The 25,247-nt window shown below is 76.8% G+C and carries 25 protein-coding genes and 1 tRNA gene; 10 read left to right on the forward strand and 16 right to left on the reverse strand.

What is annotated here, in order from left to right:
* Positions 1 to 2: 2 nt before the first annotated feature.
* From RTG05_RS06245 to RTG05_RS06255, 3 genes are read right to left on the reverse strand one after another with little or no spacing between them, the layout of a single operon-like run.
* Positions 3 to 1,142 (reverse strand): glycerate kinase, encoded by a 1,140-nt coding sequence (locus RTG05_RS06245; RefSeq protein WP_166527917.1) that lies wholly within the window; start codon positions 1,140 to 1,142, stop codon positions 3 to 5.
* 12 nt (positions 1,143 to 1,154) lie between these two features.
* Positions 1,155 to 2,168 (reverse strand): NADPH:quinone reductase, encoded by a 1,014-nt coding sequence (locus RTG05_RS06250; protein ID WP_166527918.1) that lies wholly within the window; start codon positions 2,166 to 2,168, stop codon positions 1,155 to 1,157.
* Between the two features lie 17 nt (positions 2,169 to 2,185).
* Positions 2,186 to 2,581, reverse strand: a complete 396-nt coding sequence (locus RTG05_RS06255; RefSeq protein ID WP_166527919.1) for a VOC family protein — start codon at positions 2,579 to 2,581, stop codon at positions 2,186 to 2,188.
* 79 nt (positions 2,582 to 2,660) lie between these two features.
* Here RTG05_RS06255 and RTG05_RS06260 point away from each other — a divergent pair, with 79 nt between their 5' ends.
* A complete protein-coding gene (locus RTG05_RS06260; RefSeq protein WP_315912382.1) occupies positions 2,661 to 3,473 on the forward strand; it encodes an alpha/beta hydrolase in 813 nt (270 codons plus the stop codon).
* Here the strand turns inward: RTG05_RS06260 and RTG05_RS06265 are convergent.
* From RTG05_RS06265 to RTG05_RS06290, 6 genes are all read right to left on the reverse strand, one after another.
* Positions 3,460 to 6,063: a bifunctional FO biosynthesis protein CofGH gene (locus tag RTG05_RS06265; RefSeq protein ID WP_166527921.1), complete on the reverse strand. Its 2,604-nt coding sequence runs from the start codon at positions 6,061 to 6,063 to the stop codon at positions 3,460 to 3,462. The two genes, RTG05_RS06260 and RTG05_RS06265, sit on opposite strands and share 14 nt — an antisense overlap.
* 202 nt (positions 6,064 to 6,265) lie before the next feature.
* Entirely contained in the window at positions 6,266 to 7,123 is an 858-nt protein-coding gene (locus RTG05_RS06270; protein WP_166527922.1) for an ABC transporter permease subunit, read from the reverse strand.
* Complete coding sequence (locus RTG05_RS06275) at positions 7,120 to 8,085, reverse strand: ABC transporter ATP-binding protein (RefSeq protein WP_166527923.1); 966 nt, start codon at positions 8,083 to 8,085, stop codon at positions 7,120 to 7,122. Before RTG05_RS06275 ends, RTG05_RS06270 begins: the two co-directional genes overlap by 4 nt.
* The gene (locus RTG05_RS06280; RefSeq protein WP_166527924.1) at positions 8,082 to 9,146 is read right to left on the reverse strand and encodes a hypothetical protein; all 1,065 of its coding nucleotides are present in this window, start codon (positions 9,144 to 9,146) and stop codon (positions 8,082 to 8,084) included. Before RTG05_RS06280 ends, RTG05_RS06275 begins: the two co-directional genes overlap by 4 nt.
* Positions 9,130 to 9,738, reverse strand: coding sequence for a sigma-70 family RNA polymerase sigma factor (locus RTG05_RS06285; protein ID WP_315912383.1), 609 nt, complete (start codon positions 9,736 to 9,738; stop codon positions 9,130 to 9,132). Before RTG05_RS06285 ends, RTG05_RS06280 begins: the two co-directional genes overlap by 17 nt.
* 67 nt (positions 9,739 to 9,805) lie before the next feature.
* Positions 9,806 to 10,318 carry a flavin reductase family protein gene (locus RTG05_RS06290; protein WP_166527925.1) on the reverse strand — a complete coding sequence of 171 codons (513 nt, stop codon included), beginning with the start codon at positions 10,316 to 10,318 and terminating at the stop codon, positions 9,806 to 9,808.
* Positions 10,319 to 10,451: 133 nt separating this feature from the next.
* Here RTG05_RS06290 and RTG05_RS06295 point away from each other — a divergent pair, with 133 nt between their 5' ends.
* Positions 10,452 to 11,885, forward strand: a complete 1,434-nt coding sequence (locus RTG05_RS06295; RefSeq protein WP_166527926.1) for a dihydrolipoyl dehydrogenase family protein — start codon at positions 10,452 to 10,454, stop codon at positions 11,883 to 11,885.
* On the opposite strand, the gene RTG05_RS06300 is transcribed toward RTG05_RS06295, so the two are convergent.
* Positions 11,855 to 12,382, reverse strand: coding sequence for an NUDIX domain-containing protein (locus RTG05_RS06300; RefSeq protein ID WP_166527927.1), 528 nt, complete (start codon positions 12,380 to 12,382; stop codon positions 11,855 to 11,857). The genes RTG05_RS06295 and RTG05_RS06300 overlap by 31 nt on opposite strands.
* 58 nt (positions 12,383 to 12,440) lie before the next feature.
* Between RTG05_RS06300 and RTG05_RS06305 the strand changes: the two genes are divergently transcribed.
* A complete protein-coding gene (locus RTG05_RS06305) occupies positions 12,441 to 13,235 on the forward strand; it encodes an SGNH/GDSL hydrolase family protein (RefSeq protein ID WP_166527928.1) in 795 nt (264 codons plus the stop codon).
* A gap of 3 nt (positions 13,236 to 13,238) precedes the next feature.
* Here RTG05_RS06305 and RTG05_RS06310 read toward each other — a convergent pair whose 3' ends face one another.
* Positions 13,239 to 15,170, reverse strand: a complete 1,932-nt coding sequence (locus RTG05_RS06310; protein ID WP_315912384.1) for a putative bifunctional diguanylate cyclase/phosphodiesterase — start codon at positions 15,168 to 15,170, stop codon at positions 13,239 to 13,241.
* Between the two features lie 322 nt (positions 15,171 to 15,492).
* Between RTG05_RS06310 and RTG05_RS06315 the strand changes: the two genes are divergently transcribed.
* Complete coding sequence (locus tag RTG05_RS06315) at positions 15,493 to 16,158, forward strand: hypothetical protein (protein ID WP_166527929.1); 666 nt, start codon at positions 15,493 to 15,495, stop codon at positions 16,156 to 16,158.
* A 20-nt stretch (positions 16,159 to 16,178) separates the two neighbouring features.
* Here the strand turns inward: RTG05_RS06315 and RTG05_RS06320 are convergent.
* Positions 16,179 to 16,251: transfer RNA gene (locus RTG05_RS06320), tRNA-Arg, on the reverse strand.
* Positions 16,252 to 16,492: 241 nt separating this feature from the next.
* On the opposite strand from RTG05_RS06320, the gene RTG05_RS06325 reads away from it, so the two are divergent.
* The 5 genes from RTG05_RS06325 (at position 16,493) to RTG05_RS06345 (ending at position 21,769) form a co-directional block, all read left to right on the forward strand.
* Complete coding sequence (locus RTG05_RS06325) at positions 16,493 to 17,035, forward strand: single-stranded DNA-binding protein (RefSeq protein WP_166527930.1); 543 nt, start codon at positions 16,493 to 16,495, stop codon at positions 17,033 to 17,035.
* Between the two features lie 102 nt (positions 17,036 to 17,137).
* Positions 17,138 to 18,808 (forward strand): energy-dependent translational throttle protein EttA, encoded by a 1,671-nt coding sequence (gene ettA, locus RTG05_RS06330; protein WP_166527931.1) that lies wholly within the window; start codon positions 17,138 to 17,140, stop codon positions 18,806 to 18,808.
* A gap of 186 nt (positions 18,809 to 18,994) precedes the next feature.
* On the forward strand, positions 18,995 to 19,411 hold the full coding sequence (locus RTG05_RS06335; RefSeq protein ID WP_208104824.1) for an acyl-CoA thioesterase: 417 nt from the start codon (positions 18,995 to 18,997) through the stop codon (positions 19,409 to 19,411).
* A 184-nt stretch (positions 19,412 to 19,595) separates the two neighbouring features.
* Entirely contained in the window at positions 19,596 to 20,621 is a 1,026-nt protein-coding gene (locus tag RTG05_RS06340; RefSeq protein ID WP_166527932.1) for an AMP-binding protein, read from the forward strand.
* The gene (locus RTG05_RS06345) at positions 20,618 to 21,769 is read left to right on the forward strand and encodes a thiolase family protein (protein ID WP_315912385.1); all 1,152 of its coding nucleotides are present in this window, start codon (positions 20,618 to 20,620) and stop codon (positions 21,767 to 21,769) included. Before RTG05_RS06340 ends, RTG05_RS06345 begins: the two co-directional genes overlap by 4 nt.
* 4 nt (positions 21,770 to 21,773) lie before the next feature.
* Here RTG05_RS06345 and RTG05_RS06350 read toward each other — a convergent pair whose 3' ends face one another.
* The 4 genes from RTG05_RS06350 to RTG05_RS06365 are packed head-to-tail and all read right to left on the reverse strand — an operon-like array spanning position 21,774 to position 24,245.
* Complete coding sequence (locus RTG05_RS06350; protein WP_166527933.1) at positions 21,774 to 22,313, reverse strand: MOSC domain-containing protein; 540 nt, start codon at positions 22,311 to 22,313, stop codon at positions 21,774 to 21,776.
* Positions 22,313 to 22,954 (reverse strand): energy-coupling factor transporter transmembrane component T family protein, encoded by a 642-nt coding sequence (locus tag RTG05_RS06355; RefSeq protein WP_166527934.1) that lies wholly within the window; start codon positions 22,952 to 22,954, stop codon positions 22,313 to 22,315. Before RTG05_RS06355 ends, RTG05_RS06350 begins: the two co-directional genes overlap by 1 nt.
* Positions 22,951 to 23,685 carry an energy-coupling factor ABC transporter ATP-binding protein gene (locus RTG05_RS06360; protein ID WP_166527935.1) on the reverse strand — a complete coding sequence of 245 codons (735 nt, stop codon included), beginning with the start codon at positions 23,683 to 23,685 and terminating at the stop codon, positions 22,951 to 22,953. Before RTG05_RS06360 ends, RTG05_RS06355 begins: the two co-directional genes overlap by 4 nt.
* The gene (locus RTG05_RS06365) at positions 23,682 to 24,245 is read right to left on the reverse strand and encodes a biotin transporter BioY (protein WP_166527936.1); all 564 of its coding nucleotides are present in this window, start codon (positions 24,243 to 24,245) and stop codon (positions 23,682 to 23,684) included. Before RTG05_RS06365 ends, RTG05_RS06360 begins: the two co-directional genes overlap by 4 nt.
* Positions 24,246 to 24,802: 557 nt before the next feature.
* Here RTG05_RS06365 and RTG05_RS06370 point away from each other — a divergent pair.
* Entirely contained in the window at positions 24,803 to 25,171 is a 369-nt protein-coding gene (locus tag RTG05_RS06370; protein WP_166527937.1) for a hypothetical protein, read from the forward strand.
* Positions 25,172 to 25,247: the final 76 nt, after the last annotated feature.

The following is a 25,247-nucleotide window of genomic DNA, read 5'->3' on the forward strand; positions in this document are numbered from 1 at the left end:
TCTCAGCCGGCCGAGGGCACCGGCAGGTGCGGCGCGAGTGACCCGGCGGCGAGCCGCTCGAGCAGGGGGGCGGCCTGGGCCATGCAGCGTTCGGGGTCCGGCTCGAGGTCGGTGAGCGCGTGCGCGGCGTCGATGCCGGCCGACCGCAGGGCGTCGTCGGCCAGGTCGCGGCGCCCGCAGACGGCGACCACCGCGGTCACCCCGGCCGCCCGGGCCCGCCGCGCCACCCCGACCGGCGCCTTGCCGCGCAGGCTCTGCCCGTCCAGCGACCCCTCACCGACCACCACCAGGTCCGCGCCGGCCACCAGCCGGTCGAAGCCGAGCAGGTCCAGCAGCAGGTCGATGCCCGGCCGCAGCTGGGCGCCGAGGACGGCGAGGGCGGCGAACCCCACCCCGCCCGCGGCACCGGCACCCGGCTCGTCGCGCACGTCGCGGCCGGTGGCCCCGGCGACCGCGTCGGCCAGCCTCGCCAGGCAGCCGTCCAGGTAGGCGACGTCGTCCGGGCCGGCGCCCTTCTGCGGGCCGTACACCGCGGCGGCGCCGGCCGGGCCGGTCAGCGGGTTGTCCACGTCGCAGGCGACGACCACCTCAGCGCCGTCCAGGGCCGCGGCCACCCCGCCGACGTCCACCCGGGCCAGCCGCTCCAGCCCGGCACCGCCCGGGCCGATGGGGGCGCCGTCGGCGTCGAGCAGCTGGGCGCCGAGGGCCTGCAGCAGCCCGGCGCCGCCGTCGGTCGTGGCGCTGCCGCCGATGCCCAGCACCACCCGGCGGGCGCCGGCGGCCAGCGCCGCGGCGACCAGCTCCCCGGTGCCGCGGCTGGTCGCGGTGCGCGGCTGCTTGCGGCCGCCGGGGAGCCGGCCCAGCCCCGAGACGTCGGCCATCTCCACCACGGCGACGTCCCCGAGCCGCGCGTAGGCGGTCTGCACCGGCTCCCCGGTCGGCCCGGTCGCGGTGACCGGCACCGCCTCGTAGCCAGCGGCCAGCGCGGCGGCCAGGGTGCCGTCGCCGCCGTCGGCCACGGGCAGGCGGACCACCTCGACGTCCGGGCGCGCGCCGGTCAGGCCGCGGGCGACGGCCTCGGCCACCTCCGTCGCGGTCAGCGATCCCTTGAACTTGTCCGGGGCGACGAGGACGCGGGGCACCGGGCGATCCTGTCAGGAGGTGACGTCGACCAGCACCTTGCCGACGGCACCCTCCTCGACCGCGCGGTGCGCCTGCGCGGTCTCCGCGAGCGGGAAGACGTGCAGCGGCAGGCCGGCGTCCTCACCGACGCGCACCGCGCCGTCCAGCACCGCGGCGTTGACGTCCTCCACGCCGATCGCCTTGGCCCGCTCGGGCTCGGTGTAGACCAGCACGAACTGCCAGCGCGCGTTCTGCACCATCTGCGCGCGCACCGGCAGGGTGACCTCCGCGCCGCCGTCGTCGGCGTACATGGCGACCGCGCCGTGCAGCGCGACCAGCTGTGCGTCGACCGCGGCGTTGCTCGCGGCGGACACCTCGACGATCGCGTCGACGCCGTGCGGGGCGACCTTGCGCACCTCGGCGACGACGTCCTGGCGCCGGTAGTCGACGACGTGCGACGCCCCGGCCGCCGCGGCGAGCTGGGCCTTGCGCGGGCTGCTCACCGTGGCGACCACCGTGGCGTCGGCCCAGCGGGCCAGCTGGATGGCGGCGTTGCCCACGGCGCCCGCCCCGCCCTGCACCAGCACGGTGTGCCCGGTCAGCGCGCCGGGCCCGAGCCGGTCGGGCAGCGACTCGGCCACGGTGAGGCAGCGGTGCGCGGTGAGGAACGGGATGCCCAGCGCCGCGCCGAGCTCGAACGACGGGCCGGCGCCGAGCAGCACCACCTGCCGCGCCGGGACGACGGTGTACTCCGCCGCCGTGCCGTGCGGGCGCTGCCAGGCGGCCTCCCAGACCCACACCCGCTCGCCGACCAGCACCGGGTCCACGCCCCGGCCGACCGCGTCGACGGTGCCCGAGCCGTCCTGGTCCGGCACCTGGCCGCCGTCGGGCGGCGCGGCGGTGCGCCGCCGCTTCCAGTCGGTGGGGTTGACGCCGGAGAAGGCCAGCCGCACCCGCACCTCGCCCGGACCGGGCTCGGGGGTGGGGCGGTCGACCAGCTGCAGGACGTCGGGGTCACCGGTCTCGGTGTAGACGATGGCGCGCACAGTCCAGTCCTACCCGGTCACGCGAGGTCGAGCTGCCAGGAGACGCCAAACCGGTCCTGCACCCAGCCGAAGCGGCGGCTGAAGTCGTAGGAGTCCACCGGCATCAGCACCGTGCCGCCGTCGGCGAGGCCGGTGAACAGCCGGTCGAGCTCCTCGGCGGAGGCGGTCTCGACCCAGATGGAGAAGGACGGCGTGAAGCCGAAGTCGTGCACCGGCGGGCTGTCGAAGCAGCGGAACACCTGGCCGGCGACGGAGAAGGTGGCCTGCTGCACCGTCCCCTCGGCGCCCGCGCCGTCCGCGCCCCACCGGGTGAGCGTGAGGACGCGTGCGTCGTCGAACAGCGACGTGTACAGCTCCATCGCCTGCTCCGCCGCGCCCGTGAACATCAGGAAGGGGGTCACCTGCACCGGCATGGCCGTCACCGTAGGGGCGGCCGCCGACAGGACCGCTCACCCCGCGGGCCCCGGCCGCCATCATCGGGGGGTGCGCGCGGTGGCGGTCGGAGCCGGGGTGTTCCTCGTCCTGTACGCCGGGCTGGTCGGGCTGGCGTGGGGCTTCCAGCGTCACCTGGTGTACCTCCCCGACGCCGGCCCGGTGCCTCCCGCGGCGACGGTCCTCCCAGGGGCGCGCGACGTCGGCCTGCACACCGCGGACGGCCTCCGGCTGGCCGCCTGGTACCTGCCCGGTGCCACGCCCGACGCGCCCGCCGTCCTGGTGGCGAACGGCAACGGCGGGCACCGCGGCCTGCGGGCACCCCTCGCCGCAGCCCTGCACGACGCCGGCCTGGCGGTGCTCCTGTTCGACTACCGCGGGTACGGCGGCAACCCCGGCACGCCCGGTGCGGCGGGCCTGGCGCTGGACGTCCGGGCGGCCCGCGCGTACCTGCTGGAGGAGGCGGGCGCGCCGCCGGACCGGCTGGTCTACCTCGGGGAGAGCCTGGGCGCCGCGGTCGTCGCCGAGCTCGCGACCGAGCACCCGCCGGCCGGGCTGGTGCTGCGCTCGCCGTTCGTCGACCTGGCCTCGGCCGGCGCGGAGCACTACCCGTTCCTCCCGGTGCGCGCGCTGCTGCGGGACCGCCACCCGGTGGCCGAGCACGTCGCCGCGGTGCAGGCGCCGACTTCGGTGGTCTACGGCAGCGCCGACACGATCGTGCCGCCCGCTCAGAGCCGCGCCGTGGCGGACGCCGCCGCCCGGCTGCACCGGGTGGTCGAGGTGCCCGGCGCCGACCACAACGACCCGGTGCTGCTCGACGGCCCGGAACTGGTCGACGCGGTCGTCGAGCTCGCCGTCCTCAGGCCGGGGTGATGGACAGGTCCAGCGCCCGGCGGCCCTCCTCCGAGCGCGCGGTGGCGACCCGCTCGGCCGACGGGGTGCCGTACTCCGTCGTCCGCTGCCGGGCCGGGCGGCCGATCGCGGCGGCCATGGCCTCGAGCTGCGCGATGGTCTTCAGCGAGCCGTTGCCGCTGCCGGCCATGCGGCTGATGGTCTCCTCCATCAGCGTGCCGCCGAGGTCGTTGGCCCCGCCGTCCAGCACCGTCCGCGTGCCGACGTCGCCGAGCTTCACCCACGAGGTCTGGATGTTGCCGATCCGGCCGTGCAACAGCAGCCGGGCGACGGCGTGCACCGCGCGGTTCTCCCGCACCGTCGGGCCGGGGCGGGCCACGCCGGCCAGGTAGATCGGCGAGCTGTGGTGCACGAACGGCAGCAGCACGAACTCGGTGAACCCGCCGGTCTCGTCCTGCACCCGGGCCAGCGTGCGCAGGTGCGCCACCCAGTGCGCGGGGGTGTCGACGTGGCCGTACATCATCGTCGACGTCGTCGGCAGGCCCACCCGGTGCGCCGTGGTGACGATCTCCAGCCAGGTCGCCGTCGGCAGCTTGCCCTTGGTCAGCACCCAGCGGACGTCGTCGTCCAGGATCTCCGCCGCCGTCCCGGGCACGCTGTCCAGCCCGGCCTCGCGCGCGGCGGTCAGGAAGTCGGCGAACGACAGCCCGGTGCGGGCCGCGCCGTTGACGATCTCCATGGGGGAGAAGGCGTGCAGGTGGATGTCCGGCGCGCGGCGCTTGACCTCGCGGGCGAGGTCGAGGTAGGCGGTGCCGGGCAGGTCGGGGTGGATGCCGCCCTGCATGCAGATCTCGGTCGCCCCGGCGGCCCAGGCGCGGTCCACCCGGGCGCCGACCTCCTCCAGCGACAGGGTGTAGGCGTCGGCGTCGGTGCGCCGCTGGGCGAAGGCGCAGAACCGGCAGCCGGTGTAGCAGACGTTGGTGAAGTTGACGTTCCGGTTGACCACGTAGGTGACGTCCTCGCCGTTGACGTCCCGGCGGACGGCGTCGGCCAGCGCGCACAGCGCCTCCAGGTCCGCGCCGTCGGCACCCAGCAGCGCCAGGTACCCGTCGTCGGACAGCCCCGCGGGGTCGACCTCGGCCTGCCGCAGCGCCGCGTGCACCGCGGGATCGCCGGTGGCCAGCGCGGTCGAGGAGCCGTCCCGGGCGCTCTCGGTGCGCGAGCGCAGCTCGGCCCAGTCGCCGTAGACGGCGTCGAAGTCGCCGCGCCGGTCGCCGGTGCGCCCGGTGGTGTCCACCTCGACGTGCAGGTCGACCCGGCCGGACGACGTCCACGCCGCGTCGGGCTCCTGCCACGGCAGCCCGGCCGGCACCCGGCCCTCCACGGCCAGCCCGTCCGGGCCGGCCACGGCGGCGACGTGCGGGCGCACCCGCGGGTCCAGCCACGGCTCGGGGGCCAGCACGTACGGCGGCTGGGCGGCCAGCCGCTCGCGCAGCTCGAAGCCGGCCTCGGCCGACAGCGCGGCCAGCTTGTCGGTGTTGGGCCAGGGCCGCTCGGGGTTGACGTGGTCGGGGGTGAGCGGGGAGACCCCGCCCCAGTCGTCGACGCCGGCGCGCAGCAGCAGGCCCAGCTCGGTGGAGTCGGACAGGTTCGGCGGCGCCTGCACCCGCGCGGCGGGGCCCAGCAGCAGCCGGGTGACGGCGACCGCGGCGACGTACTCCTGCAACGCCAGGTCGTCGTGCGCGGCCATCGCGGTGCGCGGCTTGGCCCGGAAGTTCTGGACGATCACCTCCTGCACGTGCCCGTGCCGCTGGTGGGCGGCGCGGATCGCGCCGACGGCGTCCACCCGCTCGGCCGGGGTCTCGCCGATGCCCAGCAGCACCCCGGTGGTGAACGGGACGGCGGAGCGGCCGGCGTCCTCCAGCACCCGCAGCCGGACGGCGGGTTCCTTGTCCGGCGAGCCGTGGTGCGGGCCGCCGGGTTCGGCCCACAGCCGGGTGGCGGTGGTCTCCAGCATCATCCCCATGGACGCCGCGACCGGCTTGAGCCGCTGGACCTCCTCCCAGCTCAGCACCCCGGGGTTGAGGTGGGGGAGCAGCCCGGTCTCCTCCAGCACCCGGATCGCCATGGCGCGCAGGTAGGCCAGCGTGGAGTCGAAGCCGTGCGCCGCCAGCCACTCGCGGGCGACCGGCCAGCGGTCCTCGGGGCGGTCGCCGAGGGTGAACAGTGCCTCCTTGCAGCCCAGCGCCGCCCCGGCCCGGGCGGTGTCGAGCACCTCGTCGGGGGAGAGGAACGGCTCCCGCCCCTCCCGGCGCAGCGCGCCCGGCGTCGTCACGAACGTGCAGTAGTGGCAGCGGTCGCGGCACAGCCGGGTCAGCGGGATGAACACCTTGCGGCTGTAGGTGACCACCCCGGGCCGGCCGGCCGAGGTCAGCCCCGCGTCGCGGACCCGGCCGGCGGCGGTCAGCAACCGGTCCAGCGGCTCGCCGTCGGCCAGGCCGCGGGCGTGCAGCAGCGTCTCGGCCTCGACCGGGTCCAGGGAGACGCCGCGCTCGGCGCGGGTGACGGCGCGGCGCACGGCGGACGGCGACGGGTTCAGCGGCTCGGTCATCGCCCCCGACGCTAACCCCCGGCCGTCCGGGACACCTCCCCCGAAGCGGCCGTGGCCGCGGCCACCGCGCCGAGCGCGTGCGCGGGTGCCCCGTTCCCGCGTGCGGACCAGGGCCTGCGCGCCCACACCCCGGCCCCCGGTCGCCTTTGTCGCGCTGAAGGCGACCGGCGGCCTTCCGCGCGCGGAAGGCCGCTGCTGTGGCCTAGACGTCGCGGCGGGAGAAGGACAGCGCGGTCAGGCCCCACACCACCGCGATCCAGGCCGCGGCCCAGGCCAGGTAGGCGGGGGTGAGCGCGCCGTCGGCCAGGAAGGGGAAGCCGCCGTCGGTGGGGCCCATCTGCAGCAGCGCGATCGGGTCCTGGAAGGCGTTCATGGCGCCGCGCCACAGCCCGTCGGTGGGCAGCAGCACCCGGGACACGGTGCCCACCCGCTCGACGCCCTCGTTGCCCAGCGCCGCGCCGAAACCGCCGACCACGCCGGCGACCCAGGTCGCGCCGAACAGCCCGACCGCCACGATGCCCGAGGCCATCGGCGAGACGGCGCTGGACAGCAGCAGCGCCAGGGTCAGCAGCGCCACCGTCTGCGCGGCGAGCAGGGCCACCCCGGTGACGGGCGCCGGCGGCCAGTAGCCGACCGTGGCGCCGACCACCAGGACCTGCGCCAGCCCGGCCAGGACGACGTAGCCGCCGCCGAACGCGGCCAGCCCCAGCCACTTGCCCGCCAGGACGGCCGAGCGGCGGACCGGCCGGGCCAGCACGACCAGCGCCTGCCCCGACTCCAGCTCCCCGGACAGCGTCGGCCCGGCCAGGAACGCGGTGCCGATCGCTGCGATCAGACTCAGCCCGAACATGATCAGGTTGAGCAGCACCGAGGCCACCAGGCGGGCCTCGCCACTGGTCAGCGTGCCGAGCTCGGAGTCCAGCCCGACCAGCCGGGAGAAGCCCCAGGCGCTCAGCGCGAGCAGCACCACGGTCAGCGCGAGCAGCGCCCAGACGACCCGTCGCCGGACGGCCTCGCGCAGGGTCAGCCCGGCGATGGTCAGCACCGTGCGGGCGGTCACGACCGCACCTGCCCGGAGCCGGCCCGCAGGATGCCGAGCAGGCGCTCCTCCAGGCTGATCCGCGCCGGCTCCACCGCGTGCACCCGCACGCCGAGGGCCACCAGGTCGCGCACCAGGTCCGGCACCGTCGTCCCGTCGTCCTCGGCGGGCAGCGCGACGGTGTACCAGCCGCCCTCGTGCTGGACCGGCCCGGCCGCGGCCAGCCGCGTCTGCGCCGCGGCGACCACGCCGGTCAGGTGCAGCCGGACCTCGCGCTGCCCCAGCAGCTCCGCGAGCGTGCCGGAGGCGGCGACCCGCCCGCGGTCCAGCACGACCACCCGGTCGCACACCCGCTCCACCTCACCGATCAGGTGCGAGTTGAGCAGCACGGCCACGCCCCGCTCGCGCAGCGACAGCACCACGTCGCGGACGTCGGCCCGGCCCAGCGGGTCCAGCGCGCTGGTCGGCTCGTCGAGCACCACCAGCTCGGGGCGGGCGACCAGCGCCACGGCCAGGCCCAGCCGCTGCTGCATGCCCTTGGAGAACCCGCCCACCCGGTCACCGGTGCGGGCGCCCAGCCCGACCAGCTCCAGGCAGCCGCGCTGCTCCTCCCGCGGGACGTCGACGCCGGCCAGCCGCACGTGCAGCCGCAGCACCTCGGCCGGGGTGAGCCACGGCTGGTAGCGGAACAGCTCGGGCAGGTAGCCCACCCCGGCACGGGCGGCCGGGTCGGTGCCCGGCCGGCCCAGCACCATCACCTCGCCGGCGTCCGGCCGGACCAGGCCGAGCAGCATCTTGATCACGGTGGTCTTGCCGGCGCCGTTCGGCCCGAGCAGGCCGACCACCTCACCGCGGCCCACGGCCAGCGACACGCCGTCGACCGCCGTGCGCCGCCCGTACCGCTTGCGCAGGCCGTCGCACCACAGCGCCGGGGACGGCGGCAGGTCACCGACCAGCCGCGCCGCGGCCTCGACCGCGGTCACCGCAGCTCCGCGGCCACGTCCAGCACCTCGTCGGGGGACAGCGAGCCGCCGACCAGGGTGACCACGCCGTCCTCGACCCACACGACGGCGGCCAGGGCCTGGTCGCGGGACTCCAGCACGGTGGCCGGCAGCCCGCCGACCGAGGCCTCGGAGGTCTCCACCAGGTCTGCCGGCACCGGGATGGGCAGCGTGGACCCGTCGGCGGTGAAGGTGCGCAGCTGGGCGGCCACGTCCTCGGGCAGGCCGGGCAGGGAGAGCAGGAAGTCGCGGACGGTCTCGAACGGCACGCCGGACGACGACGCCGACGGGGCGACGGCCCGGCCGACGACCAGGGAGGGCAGTCCGGAGGGCTGGGTCCACACCGCGGCGACCCCCGGGCCGGCGGTGAGCCGCACCTGGGCGCCGTCGAGGCCCGCGGGCACCGGCGGCAGGGACCCGCCGGAGGCCGCCGCAGCCTTGGCCGCGGAGAAGGTGAAGACGCCGCTCAGCTCGCCGACGACGGCGTAGGCGGGGTCGCCCGCCACGCCGGTGGGCAGCTCGCCCACCTCGGGGACGTCCAGGCCGGTCTCCGCACGGGCGGCCGCGGCGTCGGCGACCTGGCGCGGGCCGTCGTCGCCGGTCACCGCGACGTCGCCGTAGGCGGTGAGGTCGGGCAGCGCGACGAGGTCGTCGGTGTTGACCTCCAGCGGGGCGACCTGCTCGGTGCGGAAGATCGGCAGCCAGTCGGTGGCCGCGGCCACCCCGGCGCCGGAGAGCACGACGACGGCGGCCAGCACGGCCGCGGCCGGCCGGTGCAGCCACCCGGCGCGCCGGCGGGCCGGTGCGGCCGCGGGCGTCGCGGTCCGGGCGGGCACCGCGGCCGACAGCCGCCGCCAGCCGGCCGCGGGGTCGGTGGCGACGTCGGCACGCAGCGCCGCCCCGGCCAGGGCCGCGTCCTCGCGCGCGGCGGCCAGGCCGGACAGGCAGGCGGGGCAGCCGGCGACGTGCCGCCGGTCGGCGTCGGAGACCCCGGCCGGCTCGTCGAGCAGACGGCGCAGCACACCCTCACTCGGATGACGCATGACGGACCCACTCCTCTCGCAGGGCGGACTCGGCCCGCCGGATGGTCGTGCCGACGCTGCCGGGCGCCATGTCCAGCGCCCCGGCGATCTCGGCGTAGCTCAGGCCGCTGTGCCGCAGCACCAGGGCCGCGGCCTGCTTGTGCGGCAGCCGGACGAGCAGTGCCCGCAGCCGGCTGTGCTCCTCGCGGGCGGCGACGGTGTCGGCCACGTCGCCCGTCGCCTCGTCGACCGCGGTGGCCGCCTCGCGGGTGGCGCGGCGCCGCCCGGAGCGCAGCACGTTCAGCGCGGTGTGCACCGCGGCGACCGACAGCCACCCCCGCGCCTCGCCGGCCGGCACCGTGGACCGGCTGAAGGCCAGGAACACCTCCTGGGCGACGTCCTCGGCCTCGTCCCGTGACCCCAGCACCCGGGCGGCGGTGGCGACCACCCACGGGTAGTCGGCGCGGAAGACCTGCTCGAGGTCGGGCCGCACGGCGGCCGCAGGGTGCTCCGTCCGCCGCGCCCGCCCGGCCAGCGCGCTGCCCGGCCCCCGCGGCAGCGCGGCCGCCAGGGCGGCTGCGGGCCCACCGGGGCCGGTACGTCCGAGGTCCACACCGGTAGAGCACCACCGCGGCCCGGGATGTGACAACGACCCGAGCCCCGTGTCCCGACCCAGGGCCTCAGCCGCGGCCGGCCGGCCGGCCGCCCGGGTCGGCGTAGCGGCCGCGCAGCCGCAGCAGCGGGGCGCCGCCGGCGGCCAGCACCGGGACGCCGGTGACCTCCAGCAGGGCGAGCACGTGGTCGCCGGCCTCGACGAGCCGGTCCAGGCGGCAGTCCAGCGCGGCCAGCCCCTGCTCCAGCACGATCGCCCCGCTGTCGTCGGCCCGCCGCCAGGGCACCGACTGCAGCAGGTGGCGGGCGCTGGGCCGTCCGGCGGAGGAGAACCGGCTGGCCACGATCGCGTGCTCGGCGGCGAGGACGGTCAGCCCGCAGGCGCCCACGTCGGCGAGCACCTCCGCCGGGTAGCCACCGGCCGACAGGCCCACGGCGACCAGCGGCGGGTGCGCCGAGACGCTCATGACCGAGGAGACGGTGGTGCCGACGTCGTCCATGTCGTCGCGGACGGTCATCAGGCAGACCCCGGCGGCGTACTGGCGCAGCGCCGCGGTGAACGCAGCGGGGTCGACCGGCATGCCGACCAGTCGACCACAGGGAGGACCTCGTGCCCCGCCGCCGGCTGGGGCGAGCCGGGGCGGGGCCGGCGGCGGTGCCGGGTCGGGCGGATCAGCGCTGTGCGCGCCGCCTCGGGGCTGGTGAGATGGGGGCGTGGACACCCGTGAGTTCGACGTGGTCGTCATCGGTGGCGGGTCGACCGGCGAGAACCTGGCCGACGTCGTGGTCCGGGGCGGGCTGACCGCCGCCCTGGTCGAGGCCGAACTGGTCGGCGGGGAGTGCTCCTACTGGGCGTGCATGCCCAGCAAGGCGCTGCTGCGCGGCACCGAGGCGCTGGCCGCCGCCCGCGCGGTCGACGGCGCCCGCCAGGCGGTGACCGGCGAGCAGGACGTCGCGGCCACCCTGGCCCGCCGGGACTCCTTCACCCACGGCTGGGACGACGCCTCCCAGGCCGAGTGGGTGGCCGGCGCCGGCATCGCGCTGGTCCGCGGCACCGGCCGGCTGGAGGGGGAGCGGGTCGTCGTCGTCACCGGCGACGACGGGCAGGAGACCCGGTTGAGCGCCCGGCACGCGGTCGCCGTCTGCACCGGGTCGGAGGCCGCCGTGCCGCCCGCGGACGGGCTGCGCGAGGTCGGCCCGTGGACCCCGCGGGAGGCCACCAGCGCCAAGGAGGCACCCGGCCGGCTGCTGGTGGTGGGCGGCGGCTACGTCGGCTGCGAGATGGCCACCGCCTGGGCGGCGCTCGGCTCGCGGGTCACCCTGCTGCAGCGCGGCCCCCGGCTCCTGCCGGACCTGGAGCCCGAGGCGGGCGAGGCCGTGACCGGCGCGCTGCGGGCCGCCGGGGTCGACGTCCGGCTGGACACGGAGGCGACCGCCGCCCGGCGTGAGGGGGGCGAGGTCGTGCTGACCACCGCCGACGGCGAGCTGCGCGGCGACGAGGTGCTGGTCGCCGTCGGCCGCCGCCCGCGCACCGGCGACCTCGGGCTGGACACCGTCGGCCTGCCGCCGGGGGAGTACCTCGACGTCGACGACTCCCTGCAGGTCCGTGGCCTGCCCTGGGCCTACGGCGTCGGCGACGTCAACAACCGCCGGCAGCTGACGCACATGGGCAAGTACCAGGCCCGGCAGGCGGGGGCGGCGATCGTCGCCCGGGCCCGCGGGGAGCAGGTGCCGCTGGCCGACTGGTCGCCGTTCGTGGCCACCGCCGACCGGCTGGCCACCCCGTCGGTGGTGTTCACCGACCCCCAGGTGGCGAGCGTCGGGCTGACCCGCGCCGCCGCCGAGCGGGCCGGGGTCGCCCACCGGGTGGTGCAGTACGACCTCGGCGGCGTCGCCGGGGCTTCGCTGCACGCCGACGGCTACACCGGGACGGCGATCGCGCTGGTCGACCCCGACCGCGAGGTGCTGCTCGGGGTCACCTTCGTCGGGCCGGCCGTCGCCGAGCTGCTGCACGCCGCCACGGTCGCCGTCGCCGGGGAGGTGCCGGTCGCCCGGCTCTGGCACGCGGTGCCGGCCTACCCGACGATGAGCGAGATCTGGCTGCGGCTGCTGGAGGGCTACCGCGACTCGAGCAGCAGCAGCGCGTAGGCGGCCAGGCTCGGCCCGTCGGTGAACCGGCCGCCGGCCACCATCGCCCGCAGCTCGCCCTCGGTCACGAACGCCTGCCGCATGTCGGCCTCGGTCGCCTCCCGCGCCGTCGGCCCCGGGGTGAGGTCGGTGGCCAGCCAGACGTCGAACTCCTGCGTCGACAGGCCCGGCGCCAGGTCCAGGTGACCGAGGTGGCGCAGCGACCCGGCGCGCAGGCCGGTCTCCTCGGCGAGCTCGGCGCGGGCCAGCTCCTCCGCGCTGCCTCGTGACCCGGCCGTCCACGTGCCCTGCGGGAACTCCCACGCACGCCGGCCCAGCGGGTACCGGTACTGCTCGACCAGCCAGAAGCCGCCGCGCTCGGCGGGCAGCACCAGCGCGAAGTCCGCCTTCTCCACCACGCCGTAGACCCCGGCGCTGCCGTCGGCGCGCTCGACCGCGTCCTCCCGCACCCGGATCCACGGGCTGCGGTAGACCTCCCGGCTGCCCGTCGTCCGCACCCGGCCACTGTGCCGGGTCCCGCGCCCGGGCGCCCGACCGGCGTGCTGGAGTGGGGCCGTGCAGCTCGGACCCACCCACCTCTCCTGGCGCCGTTTCGTCGCCCTCGGCGACTCGTTCACCGAGGGGCTGGCCGACCACGACCCGCACCGCCCGGGGGAGTACCGCGGCTGGGCCGACCGGTTGGCCGGGCACCTGGCGGCGGCCACCGAGGGCGAGGTCGAGTACGCCAACCTGGCGATCCGTGGCCGGCTGCTGGCCCAGGTGCTCGGCGAGCAGGTGCCCGTCGCGCTGGCCGCCGGGCCGGACCTGGTCAGCCTGGTCGCCGGCGGCAACGACCTGCTGCGGCCCGGCGCCGACCCCGACCGGCTGGCCGCCGGCCTCGAGGGCGCCGTCGCCCGCTTCCGCGCCGCCGGCGCCGACGTGCTGCTGGCCACCGGGGTGGACCCGCGGCAGACGCCGATCATCCGCCGCACCCGCGGGCGGGTCGCGGTGTTCAACGCCTCGCTGTGGTCGATCGCCGCCCGGCACGGTGCGGTGGTGCTCGACCAGTGGGGCGCCGGCTGGGTCCAGGACTGGCGCATGTGGGACGGCGACCGCATCCACCTCACCCCCGAGGGTCACCGCCGGACGGCCCTGGCCGCGGCCACCGCGCTGGGGCTGCGGGTGGACGACGACTGGCGCACCCCGCTGCCGCCGCAGCCGCCGCGCGCGCTGCGGGCCGCCCTGGCCGAGGAGGCCGCGTGGGTGCGCGGCTTCGTCGCGCCGTGGGTCGCCCGGCGGCTGCGCGGGCGCTCCTCCGGGGACGGCCGGGCGGCCAAGCGCCCGGTGCCGCTGGCGCTGCCCCGCGCCTGAGCGTCAGGTGTCCGTGCGCAGGTCCTCGGTGACCGGGCCGGCCGGCGGGCGGCCCTCGTCGGCCCGCCCCCCTCCGTCCGGGCGGCGTTCCGGTCGCGGGGCCGGCACCGGCGGCAGCCCCCGGGTCACCAGCGCCTCGCCGTCCAGCACGTCCTGCACGGTGACCTCCCCCGGCGGCAGCGTGCCGGTCAGGTCGACGTCCCCGGTGCTCGGCACGGTCGCCGGCAGCGGCGCCGGCCGGCCGAAGGCGTACCCCTGGGCCATCTCGCAGCCGTGCTCGCGCAGCCAGTCGGCCTGGTCGAGGTCCTCGATGCCCTCGGCGATGACCTGCAGGCCCATGCCCAGGCCCAGCTGCACCAGGCCCTGCACCAGCGCGGCCGTGGAGGGCTCGGTCACCACGTCGGCGACGAACGACCGGTCGATCTTGACGGTGTGGATGGGCAGCCGGTGCAGCGCGGTGATCGCGGAGTAGCCGGTGCCGAAGTCGTCCAGCGCCAGGGTGACGCCGGCGTCGGTCACCTCCGACACCGCCTGCAGCGTGGCGTCGGCGGCGAACAGCGCGGTCGACTCGGTGATCTCCAGCTCCAGCCGCTCCGGTGGCAGCCCGGACTCGGCCAGCGCGTCGACGACCAGGTCGGCGAAGCCGGGCTCGGCCAGGTGGCGGGCGGAGACGTTGACGTGCACCCGCAGCCCGGCCGGCCAGCCGGCGGCGTCGAAGCAGGCCTGGCGCAGCACCCAGGCGCCCAGCCGGGAGGTCAGCCGGTTGTCCTCGGCGGCGGCGAGGAAGGCCCCCGGCGGGAGCAGCCCGCGGGTGGGGTGCTCCCAGCGGATGAGCGCCTCGTAGCCCAGCAGCGTCTCGTCGGCCAGCGACACGATCGGCTGGTAGAACAGCCGCAGCTCGTCGGACTCCAGCGCGTGCCGCAGGTCGGCCTCCAGCTGCAGCTGGTCCACCTCGCTGTCGGACAGGCCGCCGTCGTGCACCTCGATGCGGGCGCGGCTGCCGTCGGCCTGGGCGCGGGTCAGCGCGGTCTGGGCCTGGCGCAGCAGGTCGTCCGGGGCGACGTCGGAGCCCAGCGTCAGCCCCACGCTGGCCGACAGCACGATCTCCCGCTCGCCGACGAGGAACGGGTCGTCGAGCACCGACAGCAGCCGGTCGGCCATGGTGCGCAGCCCGTCGAGGTCCTCGACGTCCTCGGCCAGGATGAGGAACTCGTCCCCGCCCAGCCGGACGGCGGTGTCCTCCACCCGGGTGCTCCAGCGCAGCCGGTCGGCGACCTGGATCAGCAGGTGGTCGCCGGCCTCGTTGCCGAGGACGTCGTTGACCGCCCGGAACCGGTCGAGGTCCAGGTGCACCAGCCCGACCTGCAGCCCGCGGCGGCGGGACAGCGCCAGGGCGTGCTCGAGCCGGTCGCTCAGCGCCCGCCGGTTGGGCAGGCCGGTGAGCTGGTCGGTGAAGGCCCGGCGGACCAGGTCCTCCTCGGCGCGGCGGCGGTCGGTCCCGTCGACCAGCGACAGCACGACGAACTGCGGCGCCCCGGTGGCGGTGTGCACGACCTCGTGCGACTGGGTGGCCCACAGCTCCGTGCCGTCCGCGCGGCGTAGTCGCCGCTCGCCGTCGACACCCAGCCACGGGTCGACCGGGCCGTCGGTGCGGTCGGGCACCGGGGCCTCGTCGGGGTGGGCGAGCAGGTCGACGTGCCGCCCCACGAGGTCCTCGGGGGTGCGGCCGGTCAGGTCGCACAGGGCGTCGTTGACCACGAGCAGGTGGCCGTCGAGGTCGACCAGGGCCTTGGGGATCGGCGCGGCGAGGAACAGGGCGCGGAAGAGCTGCCCGCGGTCGGCCAGCAGGGTGTCGATCGCGCGGGGCCTCGAGCCGGCGGCGGTGCCGGCCGTCCCCTCCGGGGGACGCGACACGTCGGGGGAGCTCGGGTTCACCTGCACAGCGTGCTGGACCCGAGCCGTCCAGCACGGGAACCGGCCGACGGAGAGTCGTGGTCGGTCGCTCACACATCGTCACATCACGTGCACGGCGGGACAGGTGGTGCGGGTGGGACACGACGGCGGACGGCACCCGGGGGATCCGGCCAGCTCGGCTGGCACGCGCGTGCCCCGTGGTGCCCGGACGCAGCAGGTGGAGCCGAGGGAGGCGTGGGGGAGGAGCGGCACCGGATCCCCGGCCCGGCGGTGTCCCCCGCACGGGTGGCTGCCCGGCCGCCGTGCTGCTGCGCCGCGCTGCCGGCGGCCACGCTGGGCCACGATGACCCACGACCCCGTCCGCCCCGCTCCGGACGACGACGAACGGCGCTGGACCGACGCGCTGTCCCTGCTCTCCGGCGTCCCGGCCGGGACGGCGCTCCGGCGGCTGGGCCGGGCCCGCCGCAACCTCCTGCTCGCGGTGCTCGTCCCGCTCGTCGTCCTCTGCGTCGTCGTCGGCGTCCTGGTGGGGTACGTCGTGCTGCGTCAGGAGGACGGCGCCGACGACCCGTCCCCGGGCCCCCCGGCCGTGTGGCAGGAGGTCGTCGGCTTCGCGCTGATGGCCGCCGGCCTGGTGCTCCTCGGCCTCGCCCTCGTCCGCCAGCTGCGCGCGGCCCGAGCGCGGCGCACCGGCTGGCACAGCCCGCTGCTGGCCCTCACCGGGCACCAGCGCAGGCAGCTGCTGGCCCAGGTCCGCGGGCGGGTGCCAGCCGACCCGGCCCGGCTGCCGCTGGCCCGCGTGATGGCCGCCCAGCTGCGGGACCAGCGGGCCGTGCCGTGGCTGCTCGCCGGCCAGACCCTGCTGTGGGTCGGCCAGGCCGTGCTCGGGCCGACCTGGCCGCGGGTGGCTCTGGCGGCGTCCTTCGTCGTCGGGTGGCTCGTCGTCGGTCTGCTGATCCGGCGCGACGCCCGCCGGGCCGACGCCTTCCTCGCCGCGCACCCGGAGTGACCCGCGCCGGGGTGCTCGTGCGCGCCCGGCAGGGATCGAACCTGCGACCGGCGGTTTAGAAGACCGCTGCTCTGTCCGCTGAGCTACGGGCGCTCGGGCACCGATCATCGCACCTCCGCGGTGCGGGCCCCGGTGGTGCGCGCGGGTCGACGTCGTCACGCGCGCCAGCCGAGCCCACGGTGCCGACGATCGCGCCCGGCGTGTCCACAGGGGCCGGCGTCGTCCACAGATCGCCGTCCCGGCACCCGCACCGGGTCGCGGCCGCCCAGGGTCCTCGGTGCACCGGCACCGCGCCGGTCCCCGCCGGTCCGGCGGAGAGCACCCGAGGAGCACCGTGAGCAACAACACCGAGATCACCGTGGTGGGGCGCGTGGCCACCGCGCCGCGACGCGTCCGGCTGGAGAACGGCACCAGCGTCACGAACTTCCGGCTCGCGTCGACGGCCCGCCGATTCGACCAGGGCCGCCAGGAGTGGGTCGACGGCGAGACCTTCTGGTCCGACGTCGAGTGCTGGAACGAACTCGGCGGGAACGTCGCCCGCAGCCTGAGCAAGGGAGACCCGGTGGTCGTGGTCGGCAGCGTGTGGACCCGCAGCTGGGAGTCCGAGAACGGGAAGGGCAGCACCTCGCAGATCAAGGCCACGGCCGTCGGGCCCAACCTGGCCCGGGGGTGGGCCGACTTCACCCGGCCGGCGCGCACCGCGACGGGCGGCGAGCAGGTCGAGGAGGAGCCGGGCCCCGGGTCACCGCCCGGGCAGGACGGCGCCCCGGTCGAGCTGACGGGCGGTCTCGTGCGCGGGCGGGACTACGAGGACGACCCCGAGGCGTTGAACCTGGCGGACACCCACGACCTCGCCACGGAGCCCGCGCACGTCTAGTCGACCGGGCTGGGAGGATCGCAGGGGAGAACGCACACGGGGGCGGGCCGGCACCCCGGCCGGCCCGCCCGCCACTCGCGAACCGACGGAAGGCCTGGCCCAGTGGCTCAGTACATCTACTCGATGGTGCGTGCGCGCAAGGCGCACGGCGACAAGGTGATCCTGGACGACGTCACCCTGGCGTTCCTGCCCGGCGCCAAGATCGGCGTCGTCGGCCCCAACGGCGCCGGCAAGTCCACCGTCCTCCAGATCATGGCCGGACTGCAGCAGCCCTCCAACGGTGACGTGGTGCTGGCGCCGGGCGCCACGGTCGGCATCCTGCTGCAGGAGCCGCCGCTCAACGAGGAGCTCGACGTGCGCGGCAACGTCGAGGAGGCGGTCAAGCCCCTGCGCGACGCGCTGACCCGCTTCGAGGAGGTCAGCGCGGCGATGGGCGAGCCCGACGCCGACTTCGACACGCTGCTGACCGAGCAGGGCGAGCTCATGGAGGTCATCGAGAACGCTGACGGCTGGGAGCTCGACGCCCGCATCGAGCAGGCCATGGACGCGCTGCGCTGCCCGCCCGGCGACGCCGACGTCACCGTCCTGTCCGGCGGTGAGCGCCGCCGCGTGGCGCTGTGCCGGCTGCTGCTGGAGGCCCCGGACCTGCTGCTGCTCGACGAGCCCACCAACCACCTGGACGCCGAGAGCGTCGCGTGGCTGGAGCAGCACCTGGAGAAGTACGCCGGCACCGTCGTCGCCGTCACCCACGACCGGTACTTCCTGGACAACGTCGCCGAGTGGATCCTCGAGCTCGACCGCGGCCGGGCCTACCCCTACGAGGGCAACTACTCCACCTACCTGGAGACCAAGGCGACCCGGCTCAAGGTCGAGGGCGCCAAGGACGTCAAGCGGCAGAAGCGCCTCAAGGAGGAGCTGGAGTGGGTCCGCTCGGGCGCCAAGGCGCGGCAGGCCAAGAGCAAGGCCCGGCTGGCCCGCTACGAGGAGATGGCCGCCGAGGCCGACAAGTTCCGCAAGCTGGACTTCGAGGAGATCCAGATCCCGCCGGGCCCGCGCTTGGGCAGCGTCGTGGTGGAGACCCACGACCTGACCAAGGGCTTCGGCGACCGGGTGCTCATCGACGACCTGTCCTTCACGCTGCCGCGCAACGGCATCGTCGGGGTCGTCGGCCCCAACGGTGCCGGCAAGACCACGCTGTTCAAGATGCTGGTCGGCGAGGAGAAGCCCGACGACGGCGAGATCAAGGTCGGCGAGACGGTCAAGGTCGCCTACGTCGAGCAGAACCGGGCCGGCATCGACCCGCAGAAGACACTGTGGGACGTCGTGTCCGACGGCCTGGACCACATCAAGGTCGGCAACGTCGAGATGCCCTCGCGGGCCTACGTCGCCGCGTTCGGCTTCAAGGGCCCGGACCAGCAGAAGAAGGCCGGGGTGCTGTCCGGCGGTGAGCGCAACCGCCTCAACCTGGCCCTCACGTTGAAGCAGGGCGGCAACCTGCTGCTGCTCGACGAGCCGACGAACGACCTGGACGTCGAGACACTGTCCAGCCTGGAGAACGCGCTGCTGGACTTCCCCGGCTGCGCCGTCGTGGTCAGCCACGACCGCTGGTTCCTCGACCGGGTCGCCACGCACATCCTCGCCTACGAGGGGGAGTCGGCGTGGTTCTGGTTCGAGGGCAACTTCGCCGACTACGAGAAGAACAAGGCCGAGCGGCTCGGCCCGGAGGCACTCCGCCCGCACCGCGCGACCTACCGCAAGCTCACCCGCGACTGACGATGGACCCCCTCGCAGTGCCCCGGCACGAGCGTGCGAGTGCCGGGGCACTGCGAGGGGGCCGTTCCAGCACGTCACCTCGGGGGCTGGTCCCCCGGGTCACCCGGGCCGGCCGGAGCGCCCGCTCCGGCCGGCCGCCGGTGTCCGGCGCGGGCGGGCGGACGGCGGTGCGGCAGGGTGTCGGGCGTGCGGCACACCGTGGCAGTCCCCATGCGCTGGTCGGACATGGACGCCTACGGCCACGTGAACAACGTGGTCTTCCTGGGCTACTTCGAGACCGCCCGCGTCGACCTGTTCTTCGACCGGGCCTCGCTGGAGGAGCAGACCGGCCTGCGGCGGGGCACCGTGGTCGCCGCCCACGACGTCCGGTACCGGCTGCCGGTCGTGTACTCCCGGGACCCGCTGGAGGTGCAGATGTGGGTGTCCGGCGTCCGCGCCGCCGCCTTCACCTGCCACTACGAGCTGTTCGACCACGGGCGTCTCGCGGTCACTGGCAGCACCCTGCTGGTGCCCTTCGACTTCGCCATCGAGCGGCCCCGCCGGCTCACCCCCGAGGAGCGCGCGTTCCTCGCCCGCTACGCCGACGAGCCGTCGCCCACCTGAGCCCGCGGCGCGTCCGGCGCCAGCAGCCGGCCCTGCAGGACCAGCCCCACGGGTCGAGCACCAGACGCAGGGAGCCAACACCCCCGGTCACGGCGGCGGCGCCCCCGGCACGGGGACACGGCCACCTCCCAGGGGTCCTGCTGCGGCGGCACGCCGACCCGTCCGGTAGGGCAGGGTGGCCGGCGTGAGCCCCACCGCCCGCCCGCCGGACCGCGGGGTCGTCGACGTCGCCGCGGCCGCGGACCCGGTCGGCGCCGTCCTCGACGCCCACCACCACGGCCGGCTGATCGCCCTGCGCACGTCGGGCACCACCAGCCGGCCCCGGTCGGTGGTCCGCACCACCGCGTCCTGGGTCGACTCGTTCCCCGCCGTGTCCGCGCTGGCCGGCGTCCACCCCGGCTCCCGGTTCTGGGTGCCCGGCCCGCTGTCGGCCACCATGAACCTCTTCGCCGCCGTCCACGCCCACTCCGTCGGCGCCTCCCTCGTCGCCTCAACGGAGCAGGCCACGCACGCCCACCTCACCCCCGCGGCCCTCGTCGCCGCGTTGGCCGCGGGCACCGACCTGAGTGGTCGCACCCTGGTCGTCGCCGGCGACCGGCTGCCCCGCCGGGTCCGCGACCGGGCCGCCGGCGCCGGCGCCCGCGTGCACCACTACTACGGGGCGGCCGAGCTCTCGTTCGTGGCGTGGGGCAGCTGCGAGGACGACCTGCGCCTGTTCCCCGGCGTGCAGGCCCGCGTCCGGGAGGGCCGGCTGTGGGTCCGCTCGCCGTACCTGTCGCTGGGCCACGACGGCGCCGGCGGCCCGTTCGAGCAGGACGGCGACGGCTTCGCCACCGTGGGCGACCGGGGGAGTCTCACCGGGGACGCGCTGACCGTCTTCGGCCGCGGCAACCAGGCGGTGGTCACCGGCGGGGTCACCGTGCTGGTCGACGACGTCGAGGCCGTGCTGCGCCGCGCCACCGGGGCGGACGTCGTCGTGCTCGGCGCGCCGCACCCGCGGCTGGGGGCGGTGGTCACCGCCGTGCTGCCCGACCCCGCCCTCCTCCCCGCGGCCCGGGCGGCCGCCCGCGCCGGCCTGCCCGCGGCGCACCGGCCGCGGAGGTGGCTGCACCTGGCCGGCCCGCCGGTCACCGCCGCCGGCAAGGTCGACCGCGCCGCGCTCGCCGCCCTGGTGGCCGCCGGTCGCGCGCCGTCGGCGGCCCGCCGGTGAGCGGCTCCACCGAGGCGGCACCGGTGCTGGTCGCGGCCCGGCGGACGCCGATCGGCACGGCCGGCCGCTCGCTGGCCGCGCTGACCGCCGCCGGCCTCGCCGCGCCCGTCGTCGCGGCCCTCGCCGGCGAGCTGCGGCAGCAGGGGGTCCCCGACGTGACCGAGGTGGTGCTCGGGAACTGCACCGGCCCGGGCGGGGACGTCGCGCGGGTGGCCGCGCTGCAGGCCGGCCTGCCGGTCACCGTGCCCGGGCTGACCGTCGACCGGCAGTGCGGCAGCGGCCTGGCCGCCGTCGTGCTGGCCGTGTCGGTGCTGCGCGGCGAGCCCGGCGCGGTGCTCGCCGGGGGCGTGGAGTCGGCGTCCACCGCACCCTGGCGGTTCTGGCCGCCGGCCCCCGGCGGCGAGCCGGCCCGGTACGAGCGGGCGCCCTTCGCGCCGGCCGCGCTGGGCGACCCGGACATGGGGCCGGCCGCGGACCTGCTCGCCGCCGACCTGGGCATCACCCGGGAGGACCAGGACGCCTACGCGGCCCGCTCGCACGCCCGCGCCGCGGCCAACCAGGCGGCCGGGGGCTTCGACGCGGAGGTCGTGCCGGTCGCCGGGGTGACCCGCGACGAGCGCCCCCGCCCCGGGCTCACCACCCAGCGGCTGGCCCGGCTGCGCCCGGCCTTCCGCCCGGACGGCACCGTGACCGCGGGCAACGCGTGCGGGGTCAACGACGGGGCGGCGCTGGTCGCGGTGGTCGACGCGGCCACCCACCGCCGGCTCGGCGTGCCGGGGCTGCGGGTGCTGGCCACCGCCACCGCCGGCGTGGACCCCAACCGGCCCGGACTGGGCATCGTGCCCGCCACCCGGCTGGCCCTGGACCGGGCCGGGCTGACCCTGGACGACGTCGACGTCGTGGAGTTCACCGAGGCCTTCGCCGGTCAGGTGCTGGCCTGCTGCCGGGAGCTGGGCCTGGACCCGGCGCGGGTCTGTCCGGAGGGCGGGGCACTCGCGCTCGGCCACCCGTGGGGGGCGTCGGGCGCCGTCCTCGCCGTGCGGCTGTTCGCCCAGCTGGTCCACCGGCCGGGGGGCCGCTACGGGCTGGCCGCGGTCGCCGTCGGCGGCGGCCAGGGGGTGGCGGTGGTCGTCGAGGTCTGCCCGTGAGCGGTCAGACCCGCCGGGGCACCGGCCGGTCCGCGCCGGTGGGCGCACCCCGCCGGGCGGCCTCCTCCTCCGGCACGGGGCGGACGACGGCGCCCTCGGCGACCACCGCCCCGGCGAAGACGGCCGCGTTGACGCCGCCACGGTGTGCCATCGCCTTGACCAGCCGGGCGCCGGTCAGCCGCTCGAGGTGGCTGCACGGCGGGCAGCGCTTCACCCCGAACAGCAGCGCATCGCCGACGGCGAACCAGCGGCCGACGAGCGAGGGCAGGTCGATCCCGGTGGTGACCAGGTTGCGGCGGGTGTCGCCCGGGGTCAGCGGCACGCCGACCTCGGCGGCGACCTCGGCCACCTGGGCGGCGTCGATGAGGGTCAGCTGCTTCTCCAGGTCCGGGTACCGCGCCCAGGTCCCGCCGCCCAATGCGTAGCGGTCGCCCTCCAGCCCCCGCCCGGCCAGCAGCCGCGCCGAGGCCACCCGCCGCATCGGCGCGGCCGCCGTCCCGGTCAGCCAGACCTCGGTCAGCACACCGCCGTCCGTCGTCCCCATCAGGTCCTCCTCGGCCGGCCCGCCGGCACGTCGTCCGCACCCCGTGCGTCCAGCGCCTCGCTCACGTCGTGCGCCATCCGCAGCAGCTGCACCAGCAGCGGGGCGACCGTGGTCCGCAGCGCCCGGAGCCCGCGCGGCGGCCCGCCGCGGGCGGCCTGCGCGGCGCGGATGCGGTCGGCGCGCTCGATGAGCACCGGGATGAACCGCAGCGCCATGGTGACCACGAGACCGACCCGCTCGGGACGCCCGCCGACCAGCCGCAGCGGGGCGCACAGCCACTCGACCACCGCGGTCATCGCGCTCACCCGGGTCGTCGCGGTCACCACCGCCGCGGCCAGCACCAGCGCCAGCAGCCGCAGCGCGGTGTGCGCGCCGGTGGCCAGGTCGGTGGTCAGCGCGTGCACCGCGAACAGCGCCAGCAGCCACCACCGCACCGCCCGCGCCTGCCGGGCGAGGACGGCGACCGGCAGCCGGGCGACGGCTAGCCCTGCGGCCAGCGTGCCCAGCAGGGCCGCACCCGCCACGGGCAGCGTCGGCCGGGCGAACAGCACGACGGCCAGGACGGCCAGGGCGGCCAGCTTGGCGCCGGCCGGCAGCCGGTGCACCGGGCTGGCCCGGGGCACGTACAGCGCGAGCGTCACCGGGCGGCCATGAGAGTGCGGTAGCCGGCCACGGCGGGGCCCGGGGGGGCGTCCTCGACGACCCGGCCGCCGTCGACGACCAGCACCCGGTCGAACCCGTCGAGCAGGTCCAGCTGGTGGGTCACCACGACCACCTGCTGCTCCAGGCCGGCGATCAGCTCCGCGACGCGGCGGGCGTTCACCAGGTCCAGCAGGGTCGTCGGCTCGTCGAAGACAATCCGGGCCGGCTGCATGACCAGCACGCCGGCGATGGCCAGCATCTGCTTCTGGCCGCCGGAGAGCAGGTGCGCCGGGTGGTCGGCGTGCCCGGCCAGGCCGTAGCGGCCGAGCACCTCGGCCACCCGGACCGCCCGCTCCTCCGGCGGCACGCCCTGGTTCTCCAGCCCGTAGCCGACGTCCTCGGCGACGGTGGGGTGCACGATCTGCGCGTCGGGGTCCTGGAAGACGAAGCCGACCCGCCGCCGCACCGCGCGCACCTGGGTGCGGGTGTCCAGCCCGTCGACGAGGACCCGTCCCTCGGTGGGCAGCACCAGGCCGTTGAGCAGGCGGGCCAGCGTGCTCTTGCCCGACCCGTTGGCGCCCACCACGCCGATCCGCGACTCGGTGAGCCGCAGGTCGATGCCGGACAGCACCGCCCGGTCCCCGTACCGGTGACCGACCCCCTGCAGCTCGACGCCTCGACCGGGGTCGGCGGTGTCGGCCGGGACGGCAGCGGGACGGCGGAACCTCACCGGGTCGCGGCGGTCCGGCGGGGACGCTCGATGATGGGGTAGCTGCGCCGCACGACGTCGGCGATGGCCGCGGCGACGACGGCCTTGACCAGGTCACCGGGGATGAACGGCAGGGCGCCGCCGGCCAGCGCCTGGCCCCAGGACAGGCCCGCGACGGCCTTGAGCACCGGCACGCCCACCGCGTAGATGACCACGATGCCGCCCACGACGTTGACCAGCGTGCCGCGCAGGACGTCGTAGCGGTGCCAGGTGCGCTCGGTGAGCCAGCCGATGACGAACGCGGCCACCGGCCAGCTGTAGAGGTAGCCGGCCGACGTCCCGACGAAGGGCGCCAGGCCGCCGCGGCCACCGGACAGCAGCGGCAGGCCGACCGCTACCAGGACGAGGAACACCAGCACCGCCAGGAAGCCGCGCCGCGCGCCCAGCACCGCCCCGGCCAGCATCACGCCGAGGGTCTGGGCGGTGATGGGCACCGGGCCGACCGGGATGGCCGGGATCGTCCCCAGCACGGCGACGACCGCCGCGAAGAGGGCGACGTAGGCGAGGTCCCTGGTCTTCACGCACGCTCCTCCCGGGCGGGCGGGCCACCCGCCTCCCCCCGGCGGAAGGTACCCGAGCGCCGGGGCCCGGCCACCGGGCGGGCGGGCAGGGCAGCGGCCGGGCGTACCCGGATCCGGTCGCCGACGGTGCCTGCCCGCTCACCTGCAGAGACGCGGGCCGGTTTGCCGGGCCCGGGGGAGCCGTGTTGTCTGGTGGCGCAGGCCCCTCGGCGAAGGCGGACGAAGGCATGGCATCCGGGTGGTGGGCATCGCTGTGGTCGCGGGGACGACCCGCACCGCACGAGGCCCCACCGGACCGGTCGCAGCACGCGGGCCGGTCACCCGGCGGCGGGTCCCGGCCCCCGGGGCCGGAGCCGGTGGACGTGCCGGCCGCCGTCGACGAGGGAGCTGCGCACCGCGCCCCGGCCGGTGCCACGCGCGCCGGCGCGGCACCGACGCCGCCCCGGGACACCGCGCACCTGCAGGCGTCCGGCCCGTCCGGTCGACCCGGGTCACCCCCCGACCCGGACCGCAGCACCCCGCTGCGTCTTCCCCTCGAGACGACAGGAGCCCCACCCGTGGCACAGCTCGACAACGTCATCGCCGACCTGCTCGCGATCGAGGGCGCCAACGGCGCCGCGATCGTCGACATCGACAGCGGCATGGCCCTCGCGGCCGGCGGCACCCCGGGCTTCGACCTCAACGTCGCGGCCGCCGGGAACTCCAACGTGGTGCGCGCCAAGCTGCGCACCATCAACGACCTCGAGCTCAAGGACGAGGTCGAGGACATCCTGATCACGCTGCAGAGCCAGTACCACCTGATCAACGTGCTCAAGGGCCAGGGCAACGCCGGCCTGTTCATCTACCTCGTGCTCAACCGGGTGACCGCCAATCTGGCGCTCGCCCGGCACAAGCTGCGCGCCGTGGCGGCCACCGTCAGCGTCTAGAAGGACCCCCGTGCTCCCCACACCTCGCTGACGCTCGGCGCGGGCCCCTGCACGGGGGCCGTTCCAGCACCTCGCT

The organism is Geodermatophilus sp. DSM 44513, from assembly GCF_032460525.1.
In the GTDB taxonomy this organism is placed as follows: Bacteria; Actinomycetota; Actinomycetes; order Mycobacteriales; family Geodermatophilaceae; genus Geodermatophilus.

Bases quoted from the DNA above. Each gene is read 5' to 3' on its own strand.
- RTG05_RS06265 (WP_166527921.1), bottom strand. From the start codon at position 6,063: ATGACCGAGCCGCTGAACCCGTCGCCGTCCGCCGTGCGCCGCGCCGTC.
- RTG05_RS06290 (WP_166527925.1), bottom strand. From the start codon at position 10,318: ATGCCGGTCGACCCCGCTGCGTTCACCGCGGCGCTGCGCCAGTACGCC.
- RTG05_RS06280 (WP_166527924.1), bottom strand. From the start codon at position 9,146: ATGCGTCATCCGAGTGAGGGTGTGCTGCGCCGTCTGCTCGACGAGCCG.
- RTG05_RS06255 (WP_166527919.1), bottom strand. From the start codon at position 2,581: ATGCCGGTGCAGGTGACCCCCTTCCTGATGTTCACGGGCGCGGCGGAG.
- RTG05_RS06315 (WP_166527929.1), top strand. From the start codon at position 15,493: ATGACCCACGACCCCGTCCGCCCCGCTCCGGACGACGACGAACGGCGC.
- RTG05_RS06350 (WP_166527933.1), bottom strand. From the start codon at position 22,313: ATGGGGACGACGGACGGCGGTGTGCTGACCGAGGTCTGGCTGACCGGG.